Annotated in this window: 25 protein-coding genes and 1 pseudogene; 21 read left to right on the top strand and 5 right to left on the bottom strand. The window is 55.4% G+C overall.

Features of this window, described 5'->3' with window-relative positions; translation table 11 throughout:
- Positions 1-189: 189 nt before the first annotated feature.
- Entirely contained in the window at positions 190-873 is a 684-nt protein-coding gene (locus tag AVO44_RS03665) for a DnaA N-terminal domain-containing protein (RefSeq protein ID WP_068332771.1), read from the bottom strand.
- A gap of 467 nt (positions 874-1340) precedes the next feature.
- On the opposite strand from AVO44_RS03665, the gene AVO44_RS03660 reads away from it, so the two are divergent.
- Positions 1341-2648: an AAA family ATPase gene (locus tag AVO44_RS03660; protein ID WP_068332769.1), complete on the top strand. Its 1308-nt coding sequence runs from the start codon at positions 1341-1343 to the stop codon at positions 2646-2648.
- On the top strand, positions 2645-3751 hold the full coding sequence (locus AVO44_RS03655; protein WP_068332767.1) for a ParB/RepB/Spo0J family partition protein: 1107 nt from the start codon (positions 2645-2647) through the stop codon (positions 3749-3751). Before AVO44_RS03660 ends, AVO44_RS03655 begins: the two co-directional genes overlap by 4 nt.
- A gap of 52 nt (positions 3752-3803) precedes the next feature.
- On the opposite strand, the gene AVO44_RS03650 is transcribed toward AVO44_RS03655, so the two are convergent.
- Complete coding sequence (locus AVO44_RS03650; protein WP_068332762.1) at positions 3804-4859, bottom strand: tyrosine-type recombinase/integrase; 1056 nt, start codon at positions 4857-4859, stop codon at positions 3804-3806.
- Positions 4860-5164: 305 nt separating this feature from the next.
- On the opposite strand from AVO44_RS03650, the pseudogene AVO44_RS20570 reads away from it, so the two are divergent.
- Positions 5165-6006, top strand: a pseudogene (locus AVO44_RS20570) (IS5 family transposase).
- A 22-nt stretch (positions 6007-6028) separates the two neighbouring features.
- On the opposite strand, the gene AVO44_RS03635 reads toward AVO44_RS20570, so the two are convergent.
- Positions 6029-6505: a MarR family winged helix-turn-helix transcriptional regulator gene (locus AVO44_RS03635; RefSeq protein ID WP_068332758.1), complete on the bottom strand. Its 477-nt coding sequence runs from the start codon at positions 6503-6505 to the stop codon at positions 6029-6031.
- A 196-nt stretch (positions 6506-6701) separates the two neighbouring features.
- Between AVO44_RS03635 and ectA the strand changes: the two genes are divergently transcribed.
- The 5 genes from ectA to AVO44_RS03610 all read left to right on the top strand — a co-directional run bounded on the left by ectA (position 6702) and on the right by AVO44_RS03610 (position 12187).
- A complete protein-coding gene (gene ectA / locus AVO44_RS03630) occupies positions 6702-7250 on the top strand; it encodes a diaminobutyrate acetyltransferase (RefSeq protein WP_420865714.1) in 549 nt (182 codons plus the stop codon).
- Between the two features lie 63 nt (positions 7251-7313).
- On the top strand, positions 7314-8603 hold the full coding sequence (ectB, locus tag AVO44_RS03625) for a diaminobutyrate--2-oxoglutarate transaminase (RefSeq protein WP_068333958.1): 1290 nt from the start codon (positions 7314-7316) through the stop codon (positions 8601-8603).
- Positions 8604-8607: 4 nt separating this feature from the next.
- Positions 8608-9000, top strand: a complete 393-nt coding sequence (locus AVO44_RS03620) for an ectoine synthase (RefSeq protein ID WP_068332754.1) — start codon at positions 8608-8610, stop codon at positions 8998-9000.
- 32 nt (positions 9001-9032) lie between these two features.
- Complete coding sequence (locus tag AVO44_RS03615) at positions 9033-10469, top strand: aspartate kinase (RefSeq protein ID WP_082677377.1); 1437 nt, start codon at positions 9033-9035, stop codon at positions 10467-10469.
- A 344-nt stretch (positions 10470-10813) separates the two neighbouring features.
- Positions 10814-12187, top strand: coding sequence for an aspartate aminotransferase family protein (locus AVO44_RS03610; protein WP_068332749.1), 1374 nt, complete (start codon positions 10814-10816; stop codon positions 12185-12187).
- A 46-nt stretch (positions 12188-12233) separates the two neighbouring features.
- On the opposite strand, the gene AVO44_RS20975 is transcribed toward AVO44_RS03610, so the two are convergent.
- On the bottom strand, positions 12234-12392 hold the full coding sequence (locus AVO44_RS20975; protein ID WP_157769923.1) for a hypothetical protein: 159 nt from the start codon (positions 12390-12392) through the stop codon (positions 12234-12236).
- Between the two features lie 210 nt (positions 12393-12602).
- Between AVO44_RS20975 and AVO44_RS03605 the strand changes: the two genes are divergently transcribed.
- The 3 genes from AVO44_RS03605 (at position 12603) to AVO44_RS03595 (ending at position 13900) form a co-directional block, all read left to right on the top strand.
- Positions 12603-13163, top strand: coding sequence for a GNAT family N-acetyltransferase (locus tag AVO44_RS03605; protein ID WP_157769922.1), 561 nt, complete (start codon positions 12603-12605; stop codon positions 13161-13163).
- On the top strand, positions 13160-13555 hold the full coding sequence (locus AVO44_RS03600; protein ID WP_068332744.1) for a helix-turn-helix domain-containing protein: 396 nt from the start codon (positions 13160-13162) through the stop codon (positions 13553-13555). The genes AVO44_RS03605 and AVO44_RS03600 overlap by 4 nt, the downstream gene beginning before the upstream one ends.
- Before the next feature lie 72 nt (positions 13556-13627).
- Positions 13628-13900, top strand: coding sequence for a helix-turn-helix domain-containing protein (locus tag AVO44_RS03595; protein ID WP_068332742.1), 273 nt, complete (start codon positions 13628-13630; stop codon positions 13898-13900).
- Positions 13901-13909: 9 nt separating this feature from the next.
- On the opposite strand, the gene AVO44_RS03590 is transcribed toward AVO44_RS03595, so the two are convergent.
- A complete protein-coding gene (locus tag AVO44_RS03590; protein ID WP_068332740.1) occupies positions 13910-14878 on the bottom strand; it encodes a LysR family transcriptional regulator in 969 nt (322 codons plus the stop codon).
- 92 nt (positions 14879-14970) lie between these two features.
- Between AVO44_RS03590 and AVO44_RS03585 the strand changes: the two genes are divergently transcribed.
- Genes AVO44_RS03585 through AVO44_RS03540 form a run of 10 tightly spaced genes read left to right on the top strand, consistent with a single transcriptional unit; the run spans position 14971 to position 24184 of the window.
- Positions 14971-15837: an ABC transporter permease gene (locus tag AVO44_RS03585; protein ID WP_068332737.1), complete on the top strand. Its 867-nt coding sequence runs from the start codon at positions 14971-14973 to the stop codon at positions 15835-15837.
- Positions 15838-15851: 14 nt separating this feature from the next.
- Positions 15852-16637: an ABC transporter permease gene (locus AVO44_RS03580; protein ID WP_068333954.1), complete on the top strand. Its 786-nt coding sequence runs from the start codon at positions 15852-15854 to the stop codon at positions 16635-16637.
- Positions 16638-16692: 55 nt separating this feature from the next.
- Positions 16693-17832, top strand: a complete 1140-nt coding sequence (locus AVO44_RS03575; protein ID WP_068333951.1) for an extracellular solute-binding protein — start codon at positions 16693-16695, stop codon at positions 17830-17832.
- A gap of 58 nt (positions 17833-17890) precedes the next feature.
- Positions 17891-18967 (top strand): ABC transporter ATP-binding protein, encoded by a 1077-nt coding sequence (locus AVO44_RS03570; protein WP_068332735.1) that lies wholly within the window; start codon positions 17891-17893, stop codon positions 18965-18967.
- 1 nt (position 18968) lies between these two features.
- Positions 18969-20300 (top strand): aminotransferase family protein, encoded by a 1332-nt coding sequence (locus AVO44_RS03565; protein ID WP_068332733.1) that lies wholly within the window; start codon positions 18969-18971, stop codon positions 20298-20300.
- Between the two features lies 1 nt (position 20301).
- The gene (gene kce / locus AVO44_RS03560) at positions 20302-21228 is read left to right on the top strand and encodes a 3,5-dioxohexanoate:acetyl-CoA acetone transferase (RefSeq protein ID WP_068332732.1); all 927 of its coding nucleotides are present in this window, start codon (positions 20302-20304) and stop codon (positions 21226-21228) included.
- Positions 21228-21704: a GNAT family N-acetyltransferase gene (locus AVO44_RS03555; protein WP_068332731.1), complete on the top strand. Its 477-nt coding sequence runs from the start codon at positions 21228-21230 to the stop codon at positions 21702-21704. The genes kce and AVO44_RS03555 overlap by 1 nt, the downstream gene beginning before the upstream one ends.
- Positions 21701-22726, top strand: coding sequence for a histone deacetylase family protein (locus AVO44_RS03550; RefSeq protein WP_068332730.1), 1026 nt, complete (start codon positions 21701-21703; stop codon positions 22724-22726). Before AVO44_RS03555 ends, AVO44_RS03550 begins: the two co-directional genes overlap by 4 nt.
- A complete protein-coding gene (locus tag AVO44_RS03545) occupies positions 22723-23823 on the top strand; it encodes an NAD(P)/FAD-dependent oxidoreductase (RefSeq protein ID WP_068332728.1) in 1101 nt (366 codons plus the stop codon). The genes AVO44_RS03550 and AVO44_RS03545 overlap by 4 nt, the downstream gene beginning before the upstream one ends.
- Positions 23824-23836: 13 nt before the next feature.
- Positions 23837-24184, top strand: coding sequence for a RidA family protein (locus AVO44_RS03540; protein ID WP_068332726.1), 348 nt, complete (start codon positions 23837-23839; stop codon positions 24182-24184).
- Positions 24185-24316: the final 132 nt, after the last annotated feature.

Genomic DNA, 24316 nt, shown 5'->3' with positions numbered 1-24316 from the left:
GTGAAGCCACGCCAGCACGATCACTGCAAGGCGTAGGCGCTGGCCGGAATTAAGCCATGCGATGATTGACCAGCCCTGATCGCTTTAACTGTCCACATTCAAAATAGTCTTACTTGCGTAATGGTCATAAAATGGTGTTTTTGCCTATTACCTATATATGGAGAAATGAGTTGGATAGTTCACAAGCCGCTATTCTGCTGTCTCAAAACGAAGGCTGCGCACCGAAGGGTCCACGCGGCCGTACGCTGCCAACAATCGACCGGACCACTTCTGCGCGATGTAATCGGCCATAAAGCGGGATGGAGCCATCAGAATCGCGACTCCCCCTACCCTGTCCAGCTCGGTCAGATGCTGGAACCAACTGGCCCAAAGTTCAGGGTCGCGCCCATGCAGGATCGATTGCACTTGCGCCCAAACATCCCCTTCCTCTGCATCAGGCGGCGCGGGTTTGGCTTGGAACGGAACAATATTGGTATCCGACTCGGGCTCGTCCATCATCCGATCACGAAAATCAGGTCCGATCGTGGCCCAGTTTTCAGAGGTGTCCAGCAGCATTTGCTTCAGATCCAATTCGTAGACCGCGACCCTGCCCCGTGCCGCCGGGCGTTTTACAGCAATCCATCCCATCGTTCGAAACTTCGCCATTTCACGTTTAACAGTGCGTTCATTCACCGACCAAAGCCGCGCGATCTCTTGCCGCCCGATTGAAAGTTCGTTGTTTCGCCAATTGTAGCGGGTGGTGATCAGGACGATTATTCGCAGTACACTGCGCTGAAGGTGCTTGTCGCCAGACAGGGCGTGAACGGTCAGAGCCGATAATATATCATATTTTACAGCGGACGCATTTCGCCCAACCGGTTTTGCAAGTTGCATTGCTGCTCTCACTGCTCTGTCTGCCTAGGTGGAGTATACCACCAGTGTCACGCTGTTTGCCAACGCTTTTCATTTCGATGTGCTGATTAGCGTCCAAACTCTCGATTCTGTCAAGCGGAGTCTGAGTTTGATGCGATGGTGCCGCAATCCCGGCTCAATCCAAAATAAGAAAATAGGTGAAGTAATGGTGATGGGGGACGTTGTGGCTGTCCCCCTATTTCTCTGTTGTGTCCCCCTAAATGGGGTATTTCGGTGCTTAGTGACCCCCCAAATCGGGGGTCGTTAACTGTGCCGGGCCTCGGATCGCTGTCAGCCGTCCTGCGAATCGATACGAGCCCCGGAAACCCCTATTTTCTTACCCGTGGGTAAGTTTCAACGTCGATCATATTTTCTTTTGCGTAAAGTGCAAATCAAGCGTAAATAGAAAAAACATAGAAAATAGCGTCCCAAACGATGAGACCCGAGGCATGTACACGCACGAAGACCTGAACGCATTGCGCAATCAGTCCCTCAAACTTCAGGGCTGGATCCGCCAGCAGACATTCAGCCCCGAGATGGAAAAGACCCTTCGCCGGTTTTCCAGCTGGGAGGTGTCCGAGTTGATCTTTCGCGTCAACCAATCGACCTTTCGCGGAAAGCTGGCGGCAGACCCAACCTTACCCAGTGGTGAGGTTGAGCCAGAAGGCCGCCAACGCTGGTTCAGTCTGGAAGAGGTAAACGAGCTGCGCCGCCGTCTCAGGGTGAACCGCAAATCCCTGATGCCGCCTCGCCCCGTGGGGAAACGTGCGATCCGCGCTGCGGTGGCCAATTTTAAGGGTGGCGCGGGAAAGTCGACTGTCGCTTTGCATTTGGCGCACGCCGCCGCGTTGGACGGTTACCGCGTGCTGGTGGTTGATTTTGATCCGCAAGCGACGCTGAGCCATTCGATGGGTCTGACCGATGTGGCAGAGGATTTTACCGTATGGGGAATCATGGCCCGCGATCTGATCCGTGAGACCGAGAGGATGAACAACCGCCCTGCTGCTGCTGAATCCGGTACCGCCCTGCCCCGCCGCGAACTGCCGCCCTCAATCACAGATATGGGGTTGGGGGATCTGCGTATTGCGGATTTTATCAAGCAAAGCTCGTGGTCGACCATTGATGTCATCCCCTCTTGCGCCAACGCTGCATTTGTCGAGTTCGCGTCGGCGCAGTACCGTCACCTGAATCCAGAGTGGTCATTCTTTGCAGCAGTGTCGCGGTATCTGGACCAGATACCCGACGATGCGTACGACCTGATCCTTTTCGATTGTCCGCCAGCGATCGGCTATCAATCGATGAACGCGGTCTTTGCGGCTGACATGCTCTATGTTCCGTCTGGCCCCGGATACTGGGAATATGACTCGACGACCTCATTCATTGGACAGTTGGCCGAGGCGCTTGAGGATCTTGCGTATGGTTTCGATAAAACCTTACCCACGGGTAAGATCAGCCTTCCCAAGACGTTTTGCGAGTTGCGCTTCTTGTTGACGCGATACGAGCCCGGCAATGCCTTGCACCTTGCCATGTTCGATGCGTTCAAGAAGGTGTTCGGTGATCATGTTGCCGAGCATCCGGTTGAGATGACGCGAGCCGTTGAACAATCCGGCCGCTTTCTAAGTTCAGTCTATGAGATGGATTACCGCGAGATGACGCGCGAGACCTGGCGCCGCGCCCGGTCGACATTTGACAACGTGTACGAAGAATTCCGGGGCGTGATGCTGTCGGCCTGGGACCAGCTGGAGGATGACGCATGAGCCGTAAACGCAGAATGTTCGACATCGATATGCCGGTGATGGATGATATACCGGTTGGGAAAGTTCCTGATAAGGTGCTAGAAAAGCGACGTGGTCCAATGGCCGCTGCAATCTCTGAGAACGCCGACGCCCTACGTAATCAACAATCTACCGAAGATACCATTCGCGCCGAAAACGACCGATTGGCTCATGAGTTGGTTCGCCTGCGCTCTGAAGGTCTTGTGACTGAACATGTCGCCCTGTCGGATGTCGTCACCGAGAAACTGACGCGTGACCGTAAGCCGGGTCCTGACCCAGAGCTGGACGAGCTTAAGGATTCGATCCGCGATATTGGCCTGTCGAACCCGATCCGATTAGAGCGTCGTTCGGACGGTCGCTTCGATCTGATACAGGGCATGCGCCGCTTATCCGCTTATCGGGCGTTGTATGAGGAAACGGGCGAAGATCGTTACGCCAAAATCCCTGCAGGGATTTCAGCGGCAACCGATGTGAGCGACAGTTATCGTCGGATGGTGGATGAGAACCTGATCCGCAAGGATATCTCCTTTGCCGAAATGGGCGCTTTGGCGCGTGCCTATGCAGAGAATCCGTCGCATGATTGCGACAGCGTTGACAAAGCGGTTGCGATTTTGTTCAAGTCTGCCAGCTACACCAAACGCAGCTATATCCGGGCATTCGCGAGTCTTTTGATGATGCTGGACAAGGTTCTAATGCATCCTAATGACATTCCCCGGAATTTAGGGGTGGAACTTAAGCGCAAGATTGATGCCGATCCCGGTTTGGTGCGTCACATCAGTACTGCAGTGATGAGTGAGCCTGACCGCGATGCGGCGCGCGAAGTGGCGCTCCTTCGCCGTTTTGTCGAACCTGATGCTGTGGCACCCAAGAAGCCGACAGCGACAAGTGGTGGCAAAACGCGGCGGGCAAAAACGACGTTCCAGGTGTCGGGTCGGGCAGGGGTCGCGAAATGCGCGGCCTCAAGTGGGCGGGTCGAAGTTCGCTATGACCTTGACTTTACTCGGGTTGATCGGGCCAAGCTAGAGCAGGCGATTGCCACAATGCTTGAGGATCTTCAGGAAGAGGACGATCTTACCCACGGGTAAGGTTTTCACCCAATTACAAGGGATAGACGCCGGGCTCATAGCCCGGCGTTTTTTATCCAAGTAAATCCGCTGCCGGGTTTTCTGCGATATCGACGTCGTCGTAATATTTCTGCGCCTGGGCCATGGAGCGATGCAGAGAGAGGCGCATGGCGGCCTGGATCGGGGCACCGTCCAGCGCGGCCTGGGTTAGAAAGCCGGAGCGCAGCCCGTGCGGCGTGGCGAAGTCCTCGGGTAAACCGGCCAGCGCCAGCCGATGTTTGACGATCTGGGAAACCGCATCCGGGCTGAGGCTACGTTTCAACACCCGATCCGCTTTTGAGACCGGCCGAAACAACGGTCCTTCCGTGATCTGCCCGATCTCGATCCAATGCACCAGCGCTTGCGCGGCGCGGGTTTTCAGCACCAGTCGCGGGGTTTCGCCCTTGGCTGTGGTCTTGGTTTCTAGCAGCGAGAGCCAGACCAGACCTTCCTTGTCGAATTCCTTCAACGACACATCCTCTCGCCGCAACCCGGTGATCTCGGACCGCCGACGCCCGCCCGAAGCCCAGCCCAGCATCAGCAGCGCCCGGTCGCGGCAATCGCGGCGCGACCCCTGGCAGGTCGCAAGCAGCTGTTCCAGCACATCCCGGGTGATCGGGTGCTGCGATTTCGGGGTAGGGGGGCGGGCCGCGGCGCGGCGGGCCTTGGACCGGGCCTGTTTCACCTGCGGCGCCTCGAAGGGCGAGGCGAGATTCTTCATCCGATGAAACGCCAGCCAGGACGCAATGCGCCGATCCAGCGTCGACGGGGCAGGGCAGGCGAGGGTCTTGCGCAGCCCTTGCGCGATCAGCGCATCGGCAGCCTGACGCGCGACGTCGCCATCTGCTGCGTCATTCAGATCACGGGCGTGATCGAGAATGAAGGTGAGCGCAACAGCCTCAGCCTCGGGCCAGTCCAGCGCCACCCCGAACCGCGCAGCCTTCCAGGCGGTGATGTAGAGCAGGTCGCGCTCATAGGCCCGCAGCGTATTGCCGGGGGTGCCGCGGATATAGAGATCGGTCAATGCGTCCTGATCCGCCTGAGACAGGGCAGGGGAGGGGCTGGGCAGATAGGGGGCAGGGGCCGTCATGGGGCACATTCTGCGCCCATTTTACGGCGAAATCAATCATATATGATAAGAGATACTTATCAAGAATGAGCGTGGAAATTCCCGCAACCGGATATGATGTGCAAAAGGGCTGAAAAACGAGCATTGAATGGGTCAACTCCGTATTGCAGCGTGGAAACATCGGGCATCGAAAGTGCAGTTTGGATCCGCCCGATGTGGGTTCTGATCGAGCCCATGTCTGCACCAATGTCACGGTGCCCTTAGGGTCAGGATGCATTGATTTTCAAAGCGCTGCATGATTCACGCTCGGAAAACGGAGCGGTGATATGAGCGACCTTTTCTGGCTGACTGACGAGCAGATGGCCAAACTTTCCCCTTTCTTCCCGCGGTCGCGTGGTAAGCCACGGGTCGATGACAAGAGGGTGCTGAGCGGGATTATCTTCATCAATCGCAATGGGTTGCGGTAGCGTGACGCTCCCAAAGAATACGGACCGCACAGTTGAAGGGGACCGTGGCCCCAGTGGGGCCGCGTAAGCCCCGGAAACGCTTTATAGCCGATGGAAGCGTTGGAGTGAGAAAGGTATCTTCGCTCGGATGATGGTCGGTTTGGCAGCCGAATACGGCGAGGAAAAGACCGTGATGATCCCCTCTCGGGACATTGCTATGCAATGCCCTGCCGGGCAGTGGACGCGACCTATCTGAAAGTACATCGTACCGCGACCAGCATGGCCGTGAAAAAGGGGGGCGTGGCCGTCTGATCGGCCGAACCAAGGGCGGCATGAATACCAAGCTGCATGCTATTTGTGACAGCCAAGGGCGGCCGATCAGCCTTTTTGTCACCGCTGGCCAAGTCAGTGACTACATCGGTGCGCGAGCGCTACTGAGCAGTATTCCAGATGTCGACTGGCTGCTCGGGGATCGCGGCTATGATGCGGACTGGTTTCGAGATGCGCTAAAAGACAAAGGGATACGCGCCTGCATCTCTGGTCGAAAGCAACGCAAGACAACCGTGAAATATGACAAGCGCCGATAAAAACGGCGCAACCGTATTGAGATCATGTTTGGTAGGCTCAAAGACTGGAGGCGCGTAGCAACACGTTATGATCGCTGTCCCAAAGTCTTCCTCTCCGCAATCGCACTCGCAGCTACAGTCATCTATTGGTTATGAATCCTGACCCTAAGTCATAGTGTCACGAAGGTGTAAGAGACTCGCCTGTATCCAGAACAGGGGCCGCATCAATATCTTCCGCATCCAGCATCGCGGCCACACGTTCTAGTGAGGCGATCAACGCGGCTTGTTCCCAATCTTCCAAGGCATCAAATTTTCGAACGAACCTTTGCTGCAAAGGATCGGGGGCATCGGAAATGGCCTGTTTTCCTTTTTCTGTCACCACGATGTTGGTTTGCCGCCTGTCTGTTTGAGATTTCTCACGCACCACCATGTTCTGTCGAACCAGTTTGTCGACAAGCGAGGTCACTGTTGCTTGTGAAATGCGCATGCGCTGCGAAATTGCCGTTGCAGTGCATTGTCCTGTTTCAGCAATGATCTGCAAGACTCTGAACTGGGCCGCCGTCAATCCTACGGACTGTGCCAGCTCGCGGCCGAACAAGTCCGTTGCCCGTAGTATTCGGCGCAAGGCAACAAGGCTGGCGTCAATCCTATTCATTTTTCGGTTTTGTCAGACGGGGGCGAGAAGATCAACAGAGGAGAATTTTGATTTTTTATTAGATGATCAAAACAAAAATTTCTCCATAACGTTACAAAGGTTGGCTAAATTTTGGCAAATTTCGGAAACTGACCTTTTAGTTAGCCATCGACTTGAAAGCATATTTGACTGATGTTACTTAGCTTACCAAAGCAAAATGGAGGCAGTGTTATCAATGCGACATGCACGAGATTTTTCTCGCAAGGCATTTCCCGTTTTAAGGAAGCCCGAAGCCGAAGATGGCCCCCGGGTGTGGGACCTAGTGCGTTCATGCAAACCGCTTGATGAAAACTCCATGTATTGCAACCTGATCCAGTGTGACCACTTCAGGGACACCTGTGTGGTGGCAGAGCTGAATGACGAAGTGGTTGGCTGGATATCTGCCTATGTTCTGCCTTATGACACTGACACCGTGTTTGTCTGGCAGGTGGCTGTGTCTGAAGCGGCGCGGGGAACAGGATTGGGCTCTATTATGCTCAGCTCCCTTTTGCGACGCGATGCTTGCAGAGACATTAAAAGCCTTCAAACCACGATCACGCGCGACAACATGGCCTCATGGGCCTTGTTCCGGAAATTTTCCCAAGCGCGCGGTGCTGTGTTGAAAAGCCAGGCCCATTTCACCCAAACGCAGCATTTTCGCGACCGTCAAAGCACGGAATACATGGTCACGATCGACTTGTCGGAAGCAACTAGACTAGCCGCCTAAAGAGGTGCCGACTTTATGTGGCGCTTATCTGTTTTCACTTACCCAATCCCAAAAGGACTTGATATGCCGACTGATACGTCAGCCGAAATCTCTGTATTCAAACGTCGCGAATCCAAGGCGCGCAGCTATTGTCGAAACTTCGATACGGTCTTTGCCCATGCGCAGGGTTCGGAATTGATCGATACGAGCGGCAATACCTACATCGACTTTTTGTCGGGCTGTTCGTCTTTGAATTACGGCCATAACGACACGGATATGAAGCTTGCATTGATCGAGCACATCACGTCCGATGGTCTGGCCCATGCGCTTGACCTTCACACCGATGCAAAGGCTGAATTCCTCGAAGTATTCGAGCGCAATATCCTGAAGCCGCGCGGTATGGATCACAAGGTCATGTTCACCGGGCCAACAGGCGCCAACGCGATTGAAGCCGCTTTGAAGCTGGCGCGCAAGGTGACGGGTCGGGACAATGTCATTGCCTTCACCAACGGATTTCATGGCGTCACTCTTGGGGCTTTGGCGGCAACCGGTAATTCGTATCATCGCTCAGGTGCTGGTACGACGCTGAATGGCGTAACCCGAATGCCATATGACGGCTTTTTTCCAGGTGATCACGATGCCGCCGATTTCCTGGACGCCATGCTTAAAGACAGATCCAGCGGAATTGATGCCCCAGCAGCAATCCTGCTTGAAACCGTGCAGGGTGAGGGCGGTCTGAACGCGGCACGGCCAAAATTTGTGAAACGCGTAGCTGAACTTGCCAAGGAACACGGCGCGCTATTGATCATCGACGACATTCAGGCGGGGTGCGGTCGAACCGGTGGGTTTTTCTCGTTTGAAGAAATGGGGATTGTCCCGGATATCGTGACGCTTGCGAAATCTGTGTCAGGGTTCGGTCTGCCGATGGCTCTCATGCTGGTGCGCCCCGAACACGACGTCTTTGGCCCGGCTGAACACAATGGAACCTTTCGTGGGAACACCCACGCTTTCGTCACGGCCCGAGTTGCGATCGAGAAGTTCTGGTCGGACGCGATGTTTCAGAAAGAGATTAACGCCAAGGCTCTTGTTTTGACCTCGGCTCTGACCGAGGTGGCAGAAAGGGTTCCGGGTGCGACTTTGAAAGGGCGCGGGATGATGCAGGGCGTTGACGTTCAGTCTGGCGAGTTGGCCGCCGAGATTTGCCGCCGCGCCTTCGAAGAAGGGCTGATTATCGAAACATCCGGTAGCGATGATCAGGTGGTCAAGGTTCTTGCCCCACTGACGACACCGGACGAAACCTTCCGAAAAGGGCTTTCTATCCTCATCGACGCGTCCCGGAACGTAATGGAAACCTACAAAATGGCGGCGGAGTAACATCATGATTGTACGCGACTTCAATGACATTATAAAAAACGACCCGGACCGAGTAGTCTCTGACGCAAAATGGTCCTCGGTGCGAATGCTGCTTGCTCAAGACGGCATGGGTTTCTCTTTCCACATAACCTTTCTGGAAGAGGGTTCCGAACATACGTTCGAGTACAAGAACCACTTTGAAAGCGTCTACTGCATGCAGGGGTCGGGCTCGATCACAGATGTTGCAACAGGTGAGAAGCATTATATCAAGCCCGGTGTCATGTACGCGCTTGACAAGCATGACCGCCACGTCCTGCGTGCCGAAGAAGAACTTGTGATGGCTTGCGTATTCAACCCGCCTGTCACCGGGGCTGAAGTCCACCGCGAAGATGGTTCATACGCACTGGAAACCTGTTAAAGAGGCCCCGGTTTGCGCCGGGTGAATTACCTGTGACTTTCCCCGAACACACCGTCGAAAAGATCGGCGGAACATCAATGAGTCGCGTCCGGGAGTTGCGCGACACGCTTTTCATCGGTGACCGCAACGGTGCTGACCTGTATCATCGCGTTTTCGTTGTGTCAGCTTTTGGCGGCATCACCAACTTACTGCTAGAACACAAGAAAACCGGTGAACCCGGTGTTTATGCACTCTTTGCGAATGATGACAGCGATCACGGCTGGCTTGATGCCCTTTCACGGGTCGCAAAAGCAATGTCCGAAGCGCATGCTGCGGTTTTGGAAAACCAAGGAGATCGCGCCTTGGCCGAGGATTTCGTTCGTGAGCGCATTGAAGGTGCCCGGAGTTGCCTGTTCGACCTGCAACGTTTGTGCTCCTACGGGCATTTCCGCCTGTCCAGCCAAATGATGATCGTGCGTGAGCTTTTGTCCGGGCTGGGTGAAGCGCACTCGGCCTTTGTTACCACGCTGATGTTGCAACGCGAAGGCGTTAATGCACGCTTCGTTGATCTCAGCGGTTGGCGGGATGAAATCGAACGGTCACTTGAGGAACGGATCGCGAGCGGCTTTGGCGATGTGGACCTGTCTTGTGAAATGCCCATCGTCACAGGCTATGCGCAGTGCCGTGAAGGATTGATGCGCGAATATGATCGCGGTTATTCCGAGGTTACGTTTTCCAATATTGCTGCCTATACCAAGGCAAAAGAAGCGATAATTCACAAGGAATTTCACCTCTCCTCCGCCGATCCCGCACTGGTGGGAGAGGCAGCTGTGCGCAAGCTGGGGCATACAAACTATGATGTCGCTGACCAGCTTTCCAACATGGGCATGGAGGCAATTCACCCAAAAGCCGCCAAGATCCTTCGCCAGTCAAAGGTCGCGCTGCGCGTGACCAATGCCTTTGATCCGGAGGACCCCGGAACATTGGTTGATGATCAGCCAGCACAATCCCCGGCTGTCGAGATTATAACGGGTCTGGATGTCGTGGCGCTAGAGTTGTTCGAGCAGGACATGGTTGGGGTCAAAGGTTATGACGCTACAGCGCTGGAAGCATTGCGGAGACACAATGTACGCATTGCTTCGAAGTCTTCGAATGCCAATACGATCACTCATTATGTAGAGGCTTCGTTGAAAACTGTTCGTCGGGTTATTTCAGATTTGGAGAAGTCTTTTCCTTCCGCCGACATTAGCGCGCGCTCCGTAGCCGTCGTTTCTGCAATAGGGCGTGACCTGTCCGGCTTGCAGTCTTTCAGTGCGGGTCTGCAAGCGCTGGAAAAAGCAGATATTGACGTGATTGCAGCGCAACAAACCACGCGCAATGTGGACATTCAATTCGTTGTTCCGCGCGATGCAGCCAGTGACGCAATCGTTGCGTTGCATGAGGAGTTGATCACCAAGTCTGCAATGACCCACTTTGACAAGGCTGCATGACCCCCATCACCTAACATCTCAAGATGCGTCCGCAAGGCTGGTCTGTAACGGCACCCACGAAAGCACCACGTGGTATAGGAGTGAATAGTATGCGGCACGATCAGGGCACTTAGCTCGCGATAGGTAACAGGCGGTGGTGCGTGGACGGGCATTGTCAAAGAAGCTTGCCTGGCCATAGATCGCATGGTTTGCACTTGTCCGAAGTCTGAAACACCATCCACTCTTGATCTTGCGCCCTTCCCAGACCAATGAAGGGCGCGGAGTGTTTGTCACAGGCAATTTTCTCCGAGACTGTTGACTGCCGCAATCGAGTGTAAAGTTGCTGTGACACAAAGGGAAAGCTAATGTTGAAGAATGACCAACTCGACCAGTGGGATCGCGAAAATTTTTTCCACCCTTCGACCCATCTGGCGCAGCACGCGCGTGGTGAAAGTCCGAACCGCGTAATCAAGACCGCCAGCGGTGTCTTTATCGAAGACCGTGACGGGAACAAACTGTTGGACGCCTTTGCCGGCCTTTATTGCGTGAATGTCGGCTATGGCCGTCAAGAAATTGCCGAGGCCATCGGTGAGCAGGCCAAGGAACTGGCCTATTACCATGCCTATGTGGGTCACGGCACCGAAGCCTCGATCACCTTGTCGAAAATGATCCTCGACCGGGCACCTGCGAACATGTCCAAGGTCTATTTCGGCCTCGGCGGCTCGGACGCGAATGAAACCAACGTTAAGCTGATCTGGTACTACAACAACATTCTGGGCCGTCCTGAGAAGAAGAAGATCATCTCACGTTGGCGCGGATATCACGGCTCGGGGTTGGTGACGGGTTCGCTGACCGGGCTGGAACTGTTTCACAAGAAATTCGACTTGCCGGTCGAGCAGGTGATCCATACCGAGGCCCCGTACTACTATCGCCGTGAAAATCTGGACCAGACCGAAGAGCAATTCGCCGCCCATTGCGCCGCCGAACTGGAAGCTTTGATCGAGCGCGAAGGCGCAGACACGATCGCCGCTTTTATCGGTGAGCCGGTTCTGGGCACAGGCGGCATCGTGCCCCCGCCTGCAGGTTACTGGGAGGCTATTCAGGCGGTGCTCAGGAAACACGACATCCTGCTGGTTGCTGATGAAGTCGTCACTGGCTTCGGTCGCCTTGGCACCATGTTCGGCTCTGATCACTACGGGATCGAACCCGATATCATCACCATCGCCAAGGGTCTGACATCGGCTTATGCGCCGCTGTCCGGCTCGATAGTGTCAGACAAAGTCTGGAAGGTGCTGGAGCAAGGCACGGACGAAAACGGCCCGATCGGCCATGGCTGGACGTATTCGGCGCATCCCATCGGCGCTGCGGCAGGCGTGGCCAACCTGAAACTGATCGACGAACTGAATCTGGTCTCGAATGCGGGTGAACTGGGCACCTATCTGAACCAAACCATGACTGAGGCACTGGCTGATCATGCCCATGTCGGTGATGTCCGTGGCGAAGGGATGCTGTGTGCGGTGGAATTCGTGAAAGACAAGGATAGCCGCACCTTCTTCGACTCGGCCGACAAAATCGGTCCGCAAATCTCGGCCAAGTTGCTGGAGCAGAGCAAGATCATCGCCCGCGCCATGCCGCAAGGTGACATCCTGGGCTTTGCGCCGCCCTTCTGTCTGACCCGCGAAGAGGCCGATCAGGTGGTGGCCGGGACGGTACAGGCCGTAAAAGCCGTTCTCGGATAAGGTGTAAGGGAAGCTAGACGAAAGGGCCGGCCGCTCCGGCCCTTTTTCATTCCGGTTTTTGAAACTCACCTGTCGTCAGATTTGCATCGCTCTGAAGGTCTTGGGTGTCAAGCATCGTGGCGACCCTCTCCAATTTCGGGCCAGACATCTTGGCGGCACGCAGAACTTGGCGCGAGGCGACAAGGTTGATGTCGATAAGATGCATGTATCTACTCTTGGCTCGAACGGCACGAGATTGCCAAAACCGTGTCGATAGCCCAAGTCGAATCGCGCTGGAAGTTTATTAGCTTAGCGAAACATAAATAGAAGTTGCATGGCAGAATTATAGGTTTAGATTTCGCTTTTTTGAAATTTCGCTTCCCTGTGATAGTTAGTAGTTCAAAGTTTAATGACGGAGCATTGTATGCAGCATTCTTTGGAATTGTTCGAACAACCATTTCCGGTATTACGTACCCTCTTGCCGCAAGACAGTATGGCAGTAGCTTCGTTGGCCGTAAGCGTAAATCAGAAAGCTATCGGAAACTTGCTGGGCGAACTCGCGAAATTCGAGGGTTACAATAAATTCTCAATCATCGCTGAACTTGATGGGGAAACGGTCGGCGCGATGTTGGCCTATATTCCGCCCTATGACCGGCAAACTCTGTTTATCTGGCAAGTGTATGTATCTGAGGGTGAAGCTGAAAAAGGGCTTGCCTCGCTCATGCTGGGGCAGGTGATGCGGCGGGACGTATGTGCCGATGTAACCCGTGTTCAGACCGTCATTCCATCAGACGACAAGCGGAACTGGGCGTTGTTCCGTCGGTTTGCGAGGTGGCAGCGGTCACGGATGGATATCCAGCCTTTCATCACCCAGGCGCTGGAGCCTTTTCGCCGCCACGAAAACAGCAACCTGGTGACGATCCGCTTGGGGAATAATCGCTCTGAGCTTGCGGCCGGAGCGCCTCTAAATATTTGCAAAAGTGGGAGTGTGGAATGAACGTAGACACGACCGTATCAAATGAGAAGCCGAGCGGTAAAGCAAACGCAACTTTGGGAGACCGGATCTTCGCCGCGCGCGAAGCCGTGGGGTATTCGCAAAATGAACTTGCCTCAAGGTTGGGCGTTAAGCTGAGGACCGTCCAGAGATGGGAGGAAGACCGAACAGAGCCACGTGCAAACAAAGCGCAGATGATCTCCGGCATTCTTGGGGTATCTCTGGTTTGGCTTCTAAGCGGTGAGGGAGAAGGTGCTCCTTACCCCGTCGATGCTTCGTTGGCCTCAGAAAACATGCGGGGTATCCTAGATGAGCTCCGTAGCCTTCAGGCGGATATCACACAGGCGACGCGCGGACTGAGCACAGTAGAAAAACGCCTGCGCGGCAGAACGTGATTTCTGCGCAATTGCGAACTTCAGGTATGGCATACGGTCATGCGTCAAAGGACAACAAGAAAGGAGCAGATTATGACAGAATCGGACCCCAGTCTTTTACCCGCTGACACGGCGCAAGGTGCTCAAGAAAAGACCAGTTCATTCGCTGAAGCCTCACCTCTTGAGGTGCGCGAAAAGGTCGGCTTGACCATATCGGAAATGGCCGAACTTATCGGGATGAGCGAATTTGGCTATCGGATGTGGGAGCAGGAAACGCGCCGCCCCGGAGGTCCAGCATATAAGCTGCTCGCTTTGTTGAACGCTCACCCAAAAGAAACGATTTCCCGACTGCAGCAATACGGTTGAGTGCAAAACTCAGCGGTAAGTGCGTACTTCCATTGGTGTTGTCTCAATTGCAGTCAGGATTTCCTGCAGCAGCAGTTCCTCTGCTCGGTTCTTGACCGTGGCTGGGTTCCAGACAACGTGAACATCGATAGCCGGTAGACCGTCATATGGAGGAACCTGCCAAAGTTGCCGATCGCGGACATCCCGGGCCGCAACGTGCAGGGGGAGGGGGCCGATACCAAGCCCGGCGATAATCATGCGCCGGACTTCTTCCAAATGGCTAGAGACGCCGGTGATCTTCTGTCCCAATTCGGCTTGAGCCCTCATGACAGTGACCGGCCGCAGTACATCCTGGAGGCGGTCCGTTTCGAAGCTTACAGAGCTTTGGCCCGCCAGATCCGCGACAGTTAAGTCTTTTCTGCCAAAGAATGGGTGATTTGGGCCACAGAACAGCCCAAAGTATTCACGATATAAGCGGCGGTATTCGAGTTTGGGGTTGTGATCCTTCACCAGGCAAACCGCAAAGGATGCCCGTTTCGCTGCGACCTCGGCAATGGCATCGGCGCTGGAATGTACTTCGATCGAGAAACTCGCGTTGGGATGGTTTGAATGAAAACGCGCCAGAGCGTCGTCGAGTACAGGACACACGACGTGGCTGGCAGCTGTAATCTTGATGTTGCCCTGAACCTCGTCCGTCAAGTCTCGTAGCAAGGTCGAAAGACGCAACACGGATCCGTTGATCTCGACAGCTTCATGGTAGAGCAGGCGGCCGGCATGGGTCAGCGCATATCGGCCCGGTGATCGGTCGAGCAGTTTGCGGCCAATTCGGTCTTCGAGTTTTTTTAAAGCCGCAGAAACGGAAGGCTGACGAAGCCCAAGTTGATTGGCGGCATCGGTAATAGAATGACTTTCCGCAAGAACAACAAAGGTACGCAGCAGGTTCCAATCCAACTCACGCGCTACTCGGTCGGGATCGTATTGGCTGACTAAGTCGGTCATAGATAGCAACTATACTCAGAATTCTAATTATCTATTTGATCTATGATTGTAGCATTAGCACTGTAAGGGCAAGTGTTTACCCGAGGCCCGAAATGTCAATCGAAACCCGCGAAGCGCGACAGCCGTGGATTTTGCTTTCACCAGCACTTGCCGCAGTGGCATTGCTGCTGTTCGTGCCCTTGATGTTCATAGTGGTCTACAGTTTTTGGCTTCGCACGGCGACGGGGGCGGATCAGGTCGGATTTTATCTGGATAACTGGAACGAAGCACTGACCGATCCGTTCTATCGCGATATCCTGATCAGCACCCTTCGCATTGCTGCAATCACAACCATTGTCTGTGCGATCATGGGATACCCTTCAGCCTATTTCATCGCCAGATCGAGGGGGAACAAGGCAATTTTGCTGCTGCTTTTGATGCTGCCGTTTTGGATCAGTTACATCATTCGAACGATGAGCTGGATCAACATTCTGGGCGTGTCCGGTGCATTCAATTCGCTGCTGTTGTCGCTTGGAATTATCTCTGAACCGATACAGATGCTTTACAACGAAGCGACGGTCATCTTGGGCCTGGTGCACTTCCTCCTGCCGTTCATGATCCTGAACATCTATGTCAGTCTCGATGGGATCGATACCAATCTGGAAGACGCCGCAAACTCGCTTGGTGCAACCAAATGGGAAGCGTTTCTGCAAGTCACCTTGCCGCTATCGCTGCCCGGGTTAGCCGCCGGTGGGTTGCTGTGTTTTGTCTTGGGGGCGGGGACTTACATCACGCCACTGGTCCTTGGCGGACCGCGGGATGCCATGTTCGCGAACCTCGTTTTCGAAGCCATTATCACCCAACTCAACTGGCCGCTTGGTTCCGCACTGAGCCTGATGTTGTTGGCTGTATTGGGGGCGCTGGTGATGATCTACAACCGGTATCTGGGCATGGCTCAGCTGATGAAGGGGCTGGGTTGATGGAAGGTGGAAAAATGGGATGGAACCTGATCCGGGCATGGTCAATTGGTGTTTACATTTTCATGTTTCTGCCGGTGGCCGTTGTCGTGCTGCTCAGCTTCAATGCCTCGCAATTCGGCAGCTTCCCGATGACTGGATTTTCGCTTCGCTGGTTTGTTGAGCTGTGGAACAATGAGGCAATTCTGCGGGCCTTCCGGACGTCGATCGTATTGGGGCTAATGACCGCGATGATCTCGACCACACTTGGGGTTTTGGCAAGCCTTGCATTGGTGCGCTACAGGGTGCCGGGTGCCAATACCATCTCGACCTTGCTGATTGCGCCGATACTGGTTCCTGAGGTTGTGCTGGCTGTCGCCCTTTTGTTGTTTCTGAACTTCCTTGGCATCAACAAAAGCTTTGGCCTTCTGTTGTTTGGTCACGTGATTTTCACCCTGCCTTTCGTGATATTGGTGGTGCAGGCCAGGCTGATCAGCATCAAACGCGATGTCGAAGAAGCGGCGATGAGCCTTGGCGCAACCCCGGTTCAGACCTTTTTTCAGATCACCCTGCCGCTAATGTTGCCAGCGGTTCTGGCCGGAGCACTGTTCGCCTTTACGATCAGCTTCGACGACATCACCGGCACTTTGTTCTGGAAACCCGGTGGTGTTGAAACCGTCCCCACCCAGATCTTTGCCATGTTGCGGAATTCGATCTCTCCCGAGATCAATGCGCTTGGCACCGTGATGATTGTCATGACCGTTGGACTGCCCCTTCTGGGGGTCGGGATCGCACGGCAATTGGCCAAAAAGAGCGGCACATAAGAACCGCCACCTTCAAAACTGAACACCCGACAAGGAGAGATAAATGACCAAGAAAATGGACAATACCACCCGATACGAACGCCTTCGCGAACGCTATATGAACGGAGACATCGACCGCCGCGGTTTTTTGGGGCTGATCGGTGCGGCGGGCCTGGCCTACGGTGTTCAGACGCCTTTTGCCAAGTATGCGCATGCCGCCACTGATCAAGTCCGTTTCGACGGCTGGGGCGGTGTCGTTTCCGAGGCGTTTCGCAAGCACGCTTTCGATCCCTACACCGAGAAAACCGGCATTGCCGTAGTCGACGGAACCTTTGGGGGAGGCGACGAATACCTGAGCCGCGTCAAGGCCAGCCAACCGGGAGAGTACAACATTGCCCACCTGTCCGGCGTTTTCGACTACGCGCGCTATCACGGGCTTGAGCTGACTTCGGAGCTGAACGAAGACAACATCCCGAACCTGGAATTCGTGATCCCCAAACTGGTGGATGTGTTCCGTGGGGTAACAGACGGCAAGCTGAGCTGCGTTCCCTACGATTACGGAACAACCGGGCTGGCCTACAACCGTAAGTATGTCAGCGATGATCAGATGCAGGAAATCGGCGCGAAAATCCTGATCGACGAAAACCTGAAAGGCAAGATCGGCGGATGGAGCGATTGGCGCACCCGGATGTGGTACGCGGCGTTGCAAACCGGTCAGGATCCGAACGGGGTAACGGATGAAGAAGCCGCATGGGATGCGGTTCGTGCGCACCGTGATCTGGCGCTGAAATACTGGACCTCTGGCGCTGAGTTGATGAGCTTGCTGGCCGAAGAAGAAATCTATGTGACCGAAGGCTGGTCGGGGCGCATTTATGCGTTGCAAGAGCAAGGTCATGACATCGGTTACATGGACCCTCCCAACGGGTTTGGCTGGCAGGAATGCCTGTTCGTGATCAAGGGATCGCCGATGGAGGCCTGCGAGGAACTGCTGAACTTTATGCTGGCGCCGGAAACGTCGATTGCGGTTGCCGAGGGACAGAACTATCCGCCGGCGCTCGATCCGACGAAGGTCGAGTTAGGTGGTAAAATACCGACGCTGCCCGCGTTTGATCCGACAGGAACTTTGTCGGGACTGACCTTCGCCAAGCCCGACTACTGGAATGGTCACGAGGCCGACTGGTCCAAGACCTTTGGTCGCGTCCAGAAGGGCTATTGAACCTATCGCTCCCCCGGCATTGCCCGGGGGACCACCCATCGATCCGGAGAATGTTCCATTGAGTTCCGTCACACTGAAAAACATCGTGAAGCGCTTTGGATCGTTCACGGCGGTGCACCCCACCAACCTCGAAATTCCCGAAGGGACCTTCGTTACCCTTCTTGGGCCATCGGGTTGCGGTAAAACCACCAACCTTCGGATGATTGCTGGCCTGCTGGACCCGACCGAGGGAGAGATCCTGATCGGCGGCAAGCGCGTTAACGATGTGCCAATCCACAAGCGAAACCTGGGCATCGTCTTTCAGAACTACGCACTCTTTCCGCATAAAACCGTGGCTGAGAATGTGGCGTTCGGGCTGAAGTACCGGGATGTGCCCAAGGCCGACATTGCGGGCAAGGTGCAGGCGGCCTTGGATCTGGTGCAACTGCCGGATGTCGGCGACCGCTACCCCAAGGCTCTGTCAGGGGGTCAGCAACAGCGTATCGCTCTTGCGCGGGCGATAGTGGTCGAACCTGAGGTACTGTTGCTGGATGAGCCGCTTTCCGCGTTGGATGCCAACCTGCGAGAAGACATGCGGGTCGAACTGAAGCGTATTCAGCACCAGATTGGAGTGACGACAGTGTTCGTCACGCATGACCAATCCGAAGCACTGGCCATGTCCGACACTATTGTCGTGATGAGCGCGGGACGTGTCGAACAAGTTGGCTCGCCTTCTGACGTGTACAACACCCCGGCCAGTGAGTTTGTGGCAAATTTCCTTGGGGCATCCAACATTCTGGCCGGGCATTGCGAACAAAAGGACGCGCAAGGCGTTGTTCTGGATGCACCGCTTTTTGGAAAAGTCCATGTACCATCGGACAAAGCCGGCCAGGTTCAACAGGGGCCGGCCAAGCTGGTGCTGCGCGCGGAAAAGCTGACGTTGTTTGACGAAAGCACGGCAACCGATGGGCTAGTTACTGCCCCCGCGCGCGTTGAAACAGTCGACTATCAGGGTCAGACGGTCCGTTATTTCGTGCGCGTGGGTGATACGCAGTTGCAGGCTATCAATATGATCGACGACACACCGTTTGCCGAGGGCAGCGCGGTGACAGTTGGTTTCCGCCCGCAGGACTGCGCGGCGCTGCAGGGGGGCTGAGATGTCTCATCTGTTCTATCAAGGCCGGGGTCGCAAACCCGTTCTGGATCAGGCCCGAGGTGTCTATATGTGGGATAAGGATGGCAAACGCTATCTGGATGGCTCATCAGGCGCGATGGTCTGTAACATAGGGCATTCAAATCCCAACGTGCTGGCCGCGATGCGGCAGCAGATGGAGAAATCGACCTTCGGCTATCGCCTTCATTTCGAAACCGAAGCGTCCGAGAAACTGGCCGCCAGGTTGGCCGCACTGTCCCCCAAGGGGCTTAACAAGGTTTTCTTTGTCTCGGGCGGTTCGGAGGCCGTGGAAAGTGCGCTGAAGGTTGCGCGGCAGTATATGAAGGCCGTCGGGCAGGGCAGTCGATGGAAGGTGATTTCACGGCAGCCCTCATACCACGGCAGCACTTTGGGGGCGCTTGCCGTGACTGGCTATGAACCGCTGAGCGCGCCTTTCGAGCCGATGATGCGGCAAATGCCCAAGATCCCGGCACCGCGAGCGTATCTAGATGGCCTGAACCCCAATGATCTGGAAACCGGTCGCTACTATGCCCACATGCTGGCCGCAAAAATTGATGAGGAAGGGCCGGAAAGTGTGATGGCTTTCATCGTCGAACCAATCGGTGGGGCATCAACTGGAGCATTGGTTCCGCCGGTTGGCTACATGGAACGTATCCGTGAGATCTGCGACGAATATGGCATCCTGATGATAGCTGATGAGGTGATGACCGGGGCAGGGCGCACAGGTCGCTTTCTGGGCTCGGATCATTGGTCTGCCCGCCCTGATATTCTGGTCATGTCCAAAGGTATTGGATCAGGTTACGTGCCGTTGGGCGCAATGATTGCAGATGACCACCTGGTCGAAGCCGTGCTGGATGCTGGTGGGTTTGCACATGGGTATACTTATGCCGGTAATCCGCTGGCCTGCGCCGCCGGATTAGCTGTTGTCGAGGAAATCGAATCCCAGGGTCTGTGTGCAAATGCAACCCGCATAGGGGAAAAACTGCTCGCGCGGCTGCATGGCTTGATGCAAAAGCATGACATGATCGGGGATGTACGTGGCAAAGGTCTGCTGACGGCCTTTGAACTGATGGCTGACAGGGACAAAAAGACCCCGTTGCCCAAAGAGTGGAATGCCTATCAGAGAGTTGTGGATATTGCGTATGAAAAGGGGCTTATCGTCTACTCTCGTCGTACGCGGGACGGGATAGAAGGGGATCATATTCTGGTGTGCCCGCCGCTGATCACGTCTGACACGAATTTGGACGAAATTATCGAAGGTCTCGATGCTTCACTGACCCAGTTTTCCGGCGAGATCGCTGGAAAGGCAGCGTAACATGTCCAAAATTCTGATCACATGCGCAATCACGGGTTCGATCCATACGCCATCAATGTCGCCGCATCTGCCAGTCACGCCCGATGAGATTACGGCGCAATCTGTCGAAGCGGCAGAGGCTGGGGCCGCAATCCTGCATCTTCACGCCCGCAACCCTGAAACCGGACAACCGTCCGCGCGTGTCGACGACTTCATGGGTTTTCTTCCACGGATCAAGCAATCCACCGATGCCGTTTTGAATATTTCCACCGGGGGCAGCGCAGTGATGTCGCTTGACGACCGCCTTGCTGCTCCAAAGCGGGCTGAACCGGAAATGTGCAGCCTGAACATGGGCACGATGAATTTTGCGCTCTATCCGGCGGCTGACCGTATTTCCGAGTGGAAACACGAGTGGGAAGAGCCGTTTCTGCGCAATTCAGATGACCTTGTCTTCAAGAATACACCGCGAGACATGGCGCGTATACTGGCTGAGATGGGCACCGAACGCGGTGCGCGGTTCGAGTTCGAATGCTATGATGTCGGCCATCTTTACATGCTGCACCATTTCGTCGACCGTGGCTTGGTTGAGGGGCCGCTGTTTATTCAATTCGTATTTGGAGTGCTGGGTGGGATTGGGCCGGACCCCGAAAACCTGACACATATGAAATTGATAGCAGACAAACTGTTTGGGCAGGATTATTACTATTCTGTTCTGGCAGCAGGGCGCCATCAGATGCCGCTGATCACGATGGCGGCGGCAATGGGCGGCCATGTCCGCGTCGGGCTGGAGGACAGCCTGATGATATCGCGCGGGGTACTGGCTAAATCGAACGCCGAGCAGGTCCGGAAAATCCGCCGAATTGTCGAAGATCTTGGTCGAGAGGTGGCTAGCCCGGCCGAAGCGCGGGTAATGCTGGGTCTGAAAGGCGCAGACAGGACGGCTTTCTGATGCAGGTTAGTTTGCGTGTCGCCGAACAACGTGATGCCGAGCGCATAAACACGGCACTGCGGCGCTTGTCGGACGATTTGAATGACGAACATACCGCTCGGGCGGCGGACCTTGAAAACGTGGGCTGGGCGGATATGCCGGGCTTTCGCGCCGTACTTGCCGAGACAGATGAGATCGTGGGCGTGGCGCTGTATTCCCCGGTTTTTTCGACAACGCGAGGCGGTGCCGGGATTTTTGTTTCTGATTTATGGGCTGCTCCGAAAGTGCGTGGAAGGCGACTTGGCGCACGCCTGTTAAGTGCAGCTCTGGCAGATGGGGTCGAATTGTGGGGCGCCAATTTTATCAAGCTCAGCGTGTATGATGACAGCCTCAACGCTCGACGGTTCTACGACCAGTTGGGGTTTGAGCCCCTTGAGGGGCAAATCGAACTTATCTTGGACAAGGCCGGGTGTGCGGCCCTGAAAGGTGAAGTATGAAAGCGGTGTTTGACGCGCGGCAGTGGCGACACGATCCGAAACATTTCATGGCGAACGGGGCAATCTTACCCAATCCGGAACAGCCAAAGCGGATCGAAGTATTGATGGCCGGAGCGGAGGCCGCAGGTTGCGTTTTCTATGCTCCAAGTGACGCAGGGCTTGGGCCGATTGCGGCACTGCACTCGGCGGAATACCTGACTTTCCTGCAAAATATCTATTCACGCTGGCGTAGGATTCCCGACGCAGGTGAGGAAGTTATCCCGAACATTCATCCTGCGGCCCGGACAGATGGGTATCCCAAGTCTGCTGTTGGACAGGCCGGGTTTCATCAGGCCGACACCGCTTGCCCAATCGCTGAAGGGACATGGGAGGCTGCTTATTGGTCTGCTCAATCGGCGATTTCGGGGGCTGACTTGATCAGGGGCGAGGAAAGGTCAGCTTATGTGCTTTCGCGTCCCCCCGGGCATCACGCGTTTGGTGATCTGGCGGGCGGTTTTTGCTTTTTGAACAACTCCGGTATTGCTGCGGAACGTTTGCGGGCGGCGGGCCTTCGACCAGCAATACTGGATGTTGATGTGCATCACGGAAACGGAACTCAGGGCATCTTCTATACGCGCGACGACGTGCTGACGGTTTCGATCCATGCTGATCCGGCGCGCTTTTACCCATTCTTTTGGGGCCACGCGCAAGAGCGTGGGGAAGGGCGCGGGCTGGGTTACAACCTCAACTTGCCATTGGAGCGGGGAACCGGCGATGACGACTATATGGAGACGCTGGATACGGCCCTGCAACGGGTTCAGAGCTTTGGTGCAGACGCCCTTGTCGTGGCGCTCGGGTTGGATGCATCGATCGACGATCCGTTCAAGGGTTTGGCTGTAACCCAAGACGGGTTTGCGCGCATTGGTAAAGCTCTTGCGAAAACAGGACTGCCCGTGTTGTTCGTGCAGGAAGGTGGCTATTTGTCCGATAGCCTGGGCGAAAACCTGATACGGGTTCTAACCGGATTTCAGGAGGCGGCGTGAAAACGGCAGATGCCATTGTAATCGGCGGCGGAATTGCCGGGATCAGTGCCGCGGCTGAGCTTGCGGGCGATATGTCTGTTCTTGTTCTTGAGGCCGAAAGCCAGCTCGGCTACCACGCGACGGGTCGCTCTGCCGCGATTTTTATTCGCAACTATGGCAACGAGACACTGCGCGCATTAAACACGGAATCCGCTCCGTTTCTGCAACAGCCCGACGGAGTGAGCGAACAAAGCCTTCTGTCGCCTCGTGGTGAGATGCTGGTGGCGACAGACGAAGAGCTCGATGCGCTCGACGCCTACAAAACCGGGTCAACCGGGCTTGAGAAACTGACACCTGCTCAAGCGGTCGAACTGGTCCCGATCTTGCGAAAAGACGCTATCGCAGGTGCCGTGATTGAGTGGGACGCGCAGGATATCGACGTCGACCGAATGCTTGCAGGGTATGTCCGATTGCTGAAGGTACGCGGTGGCAAGGTCGAAGCCAATGCACCAGTTACAGGGCTACACCGAAGCTCTGGCCTCTGGACCGTGCAGGCCGGTGGCCAATGCTATCAGGCCCCGATAGTGATCAACGCCGCGGGAGCCTGGGCTGAAGGAATAGCCCGGATGGCAAAAGCGACTGACCTTCGTTTGTTGCCAATGCGTCGCTCGGCAGCGTTGTTACCAGCACCCCTGGGTTACGAAATCCGGAATTGGCCTCTTTTCGCCAGCGCGACCGAGAAATGGTACGCCAAACCGGAAGCGGGCAAGCTGATGGTCAGCCCGGCAGATGAGGACCCTGTCGACCCCCATGACGCGTGGGTTGACGACATGGTTTTGGCAGAGGGGCTGCATCGTTTCGAACAAGCCGTTTTCACTCCAGTCACGCGCGTCGAAACCAGTTGGGCTGGTCTGCGTACTTTTTCAAATGATCGCACGCCGGTTGTCGGATATGACCCGAAGGCCGAAGGTTTTTACTGGCTGGCTGGGCAGGGTGGTTATGGTGTCCAAACCGCCCCGGCGTTGGCTCGTTTAACTGCTGCCTTGATCTGCAATTCCAATCTCGGCTTGCAGCCTGACATCGTTCGGGCGCTTGATCCGGGTCGTTTCAATCCCTGACCACGAGGAAAACATGACAGACATCACTCGACATCATACCGCCACGCGCATGAGCCAGATCGTTGAACTTGGTGATACGATCTACCTTGCAGGTCAGGTTGGCACCGCCGGTGCACCGGTCGCACAGCAGACGCAGGATTGCCTCGACAAGATCGATGCGTTGCTCGCCGAGGTCGGAAGTGACAAGACACGCATTCTTCAGACAACAATCTGGTTAGCCGATATGAAGGATTTCGCCGCAATGAATGCTGTCTGGGACGCCTGGGTGCCAGAGGGGCACGCGCCAGCCCGTGCCTGCGGTGAGGCTAGACTGGCAACCCCCGAATATCTGGTGGAGTTCATAGTGGTCGCGGCGCGCTGAGCTTTCAGCCAACCGCTGTAGGGGGATCGTCAAGGGATGTGTCGCAAACATTTAGAACAGCCAACGCCAGCGACCTACCGGACACACCTATCCAGCGATCTCGGCAAATAGCCGAAAGCCCGACGTGGTAGT

This window comes from Ruegeria profundi (assembly GCF_001507545.1).
Taxonomy (GTDB): Bacteria; Pseudomonadota; Alphaproteobacteria; order Rhodobacterales; family Rhodobacteraceae; genus Ruegeria; species Ruegeria profundi.
The sequence above is the reverse complement of the archived record's forward strand: the minus strand, read 5'-3'. Positions and strand labels throughout refer to the sequence as shown.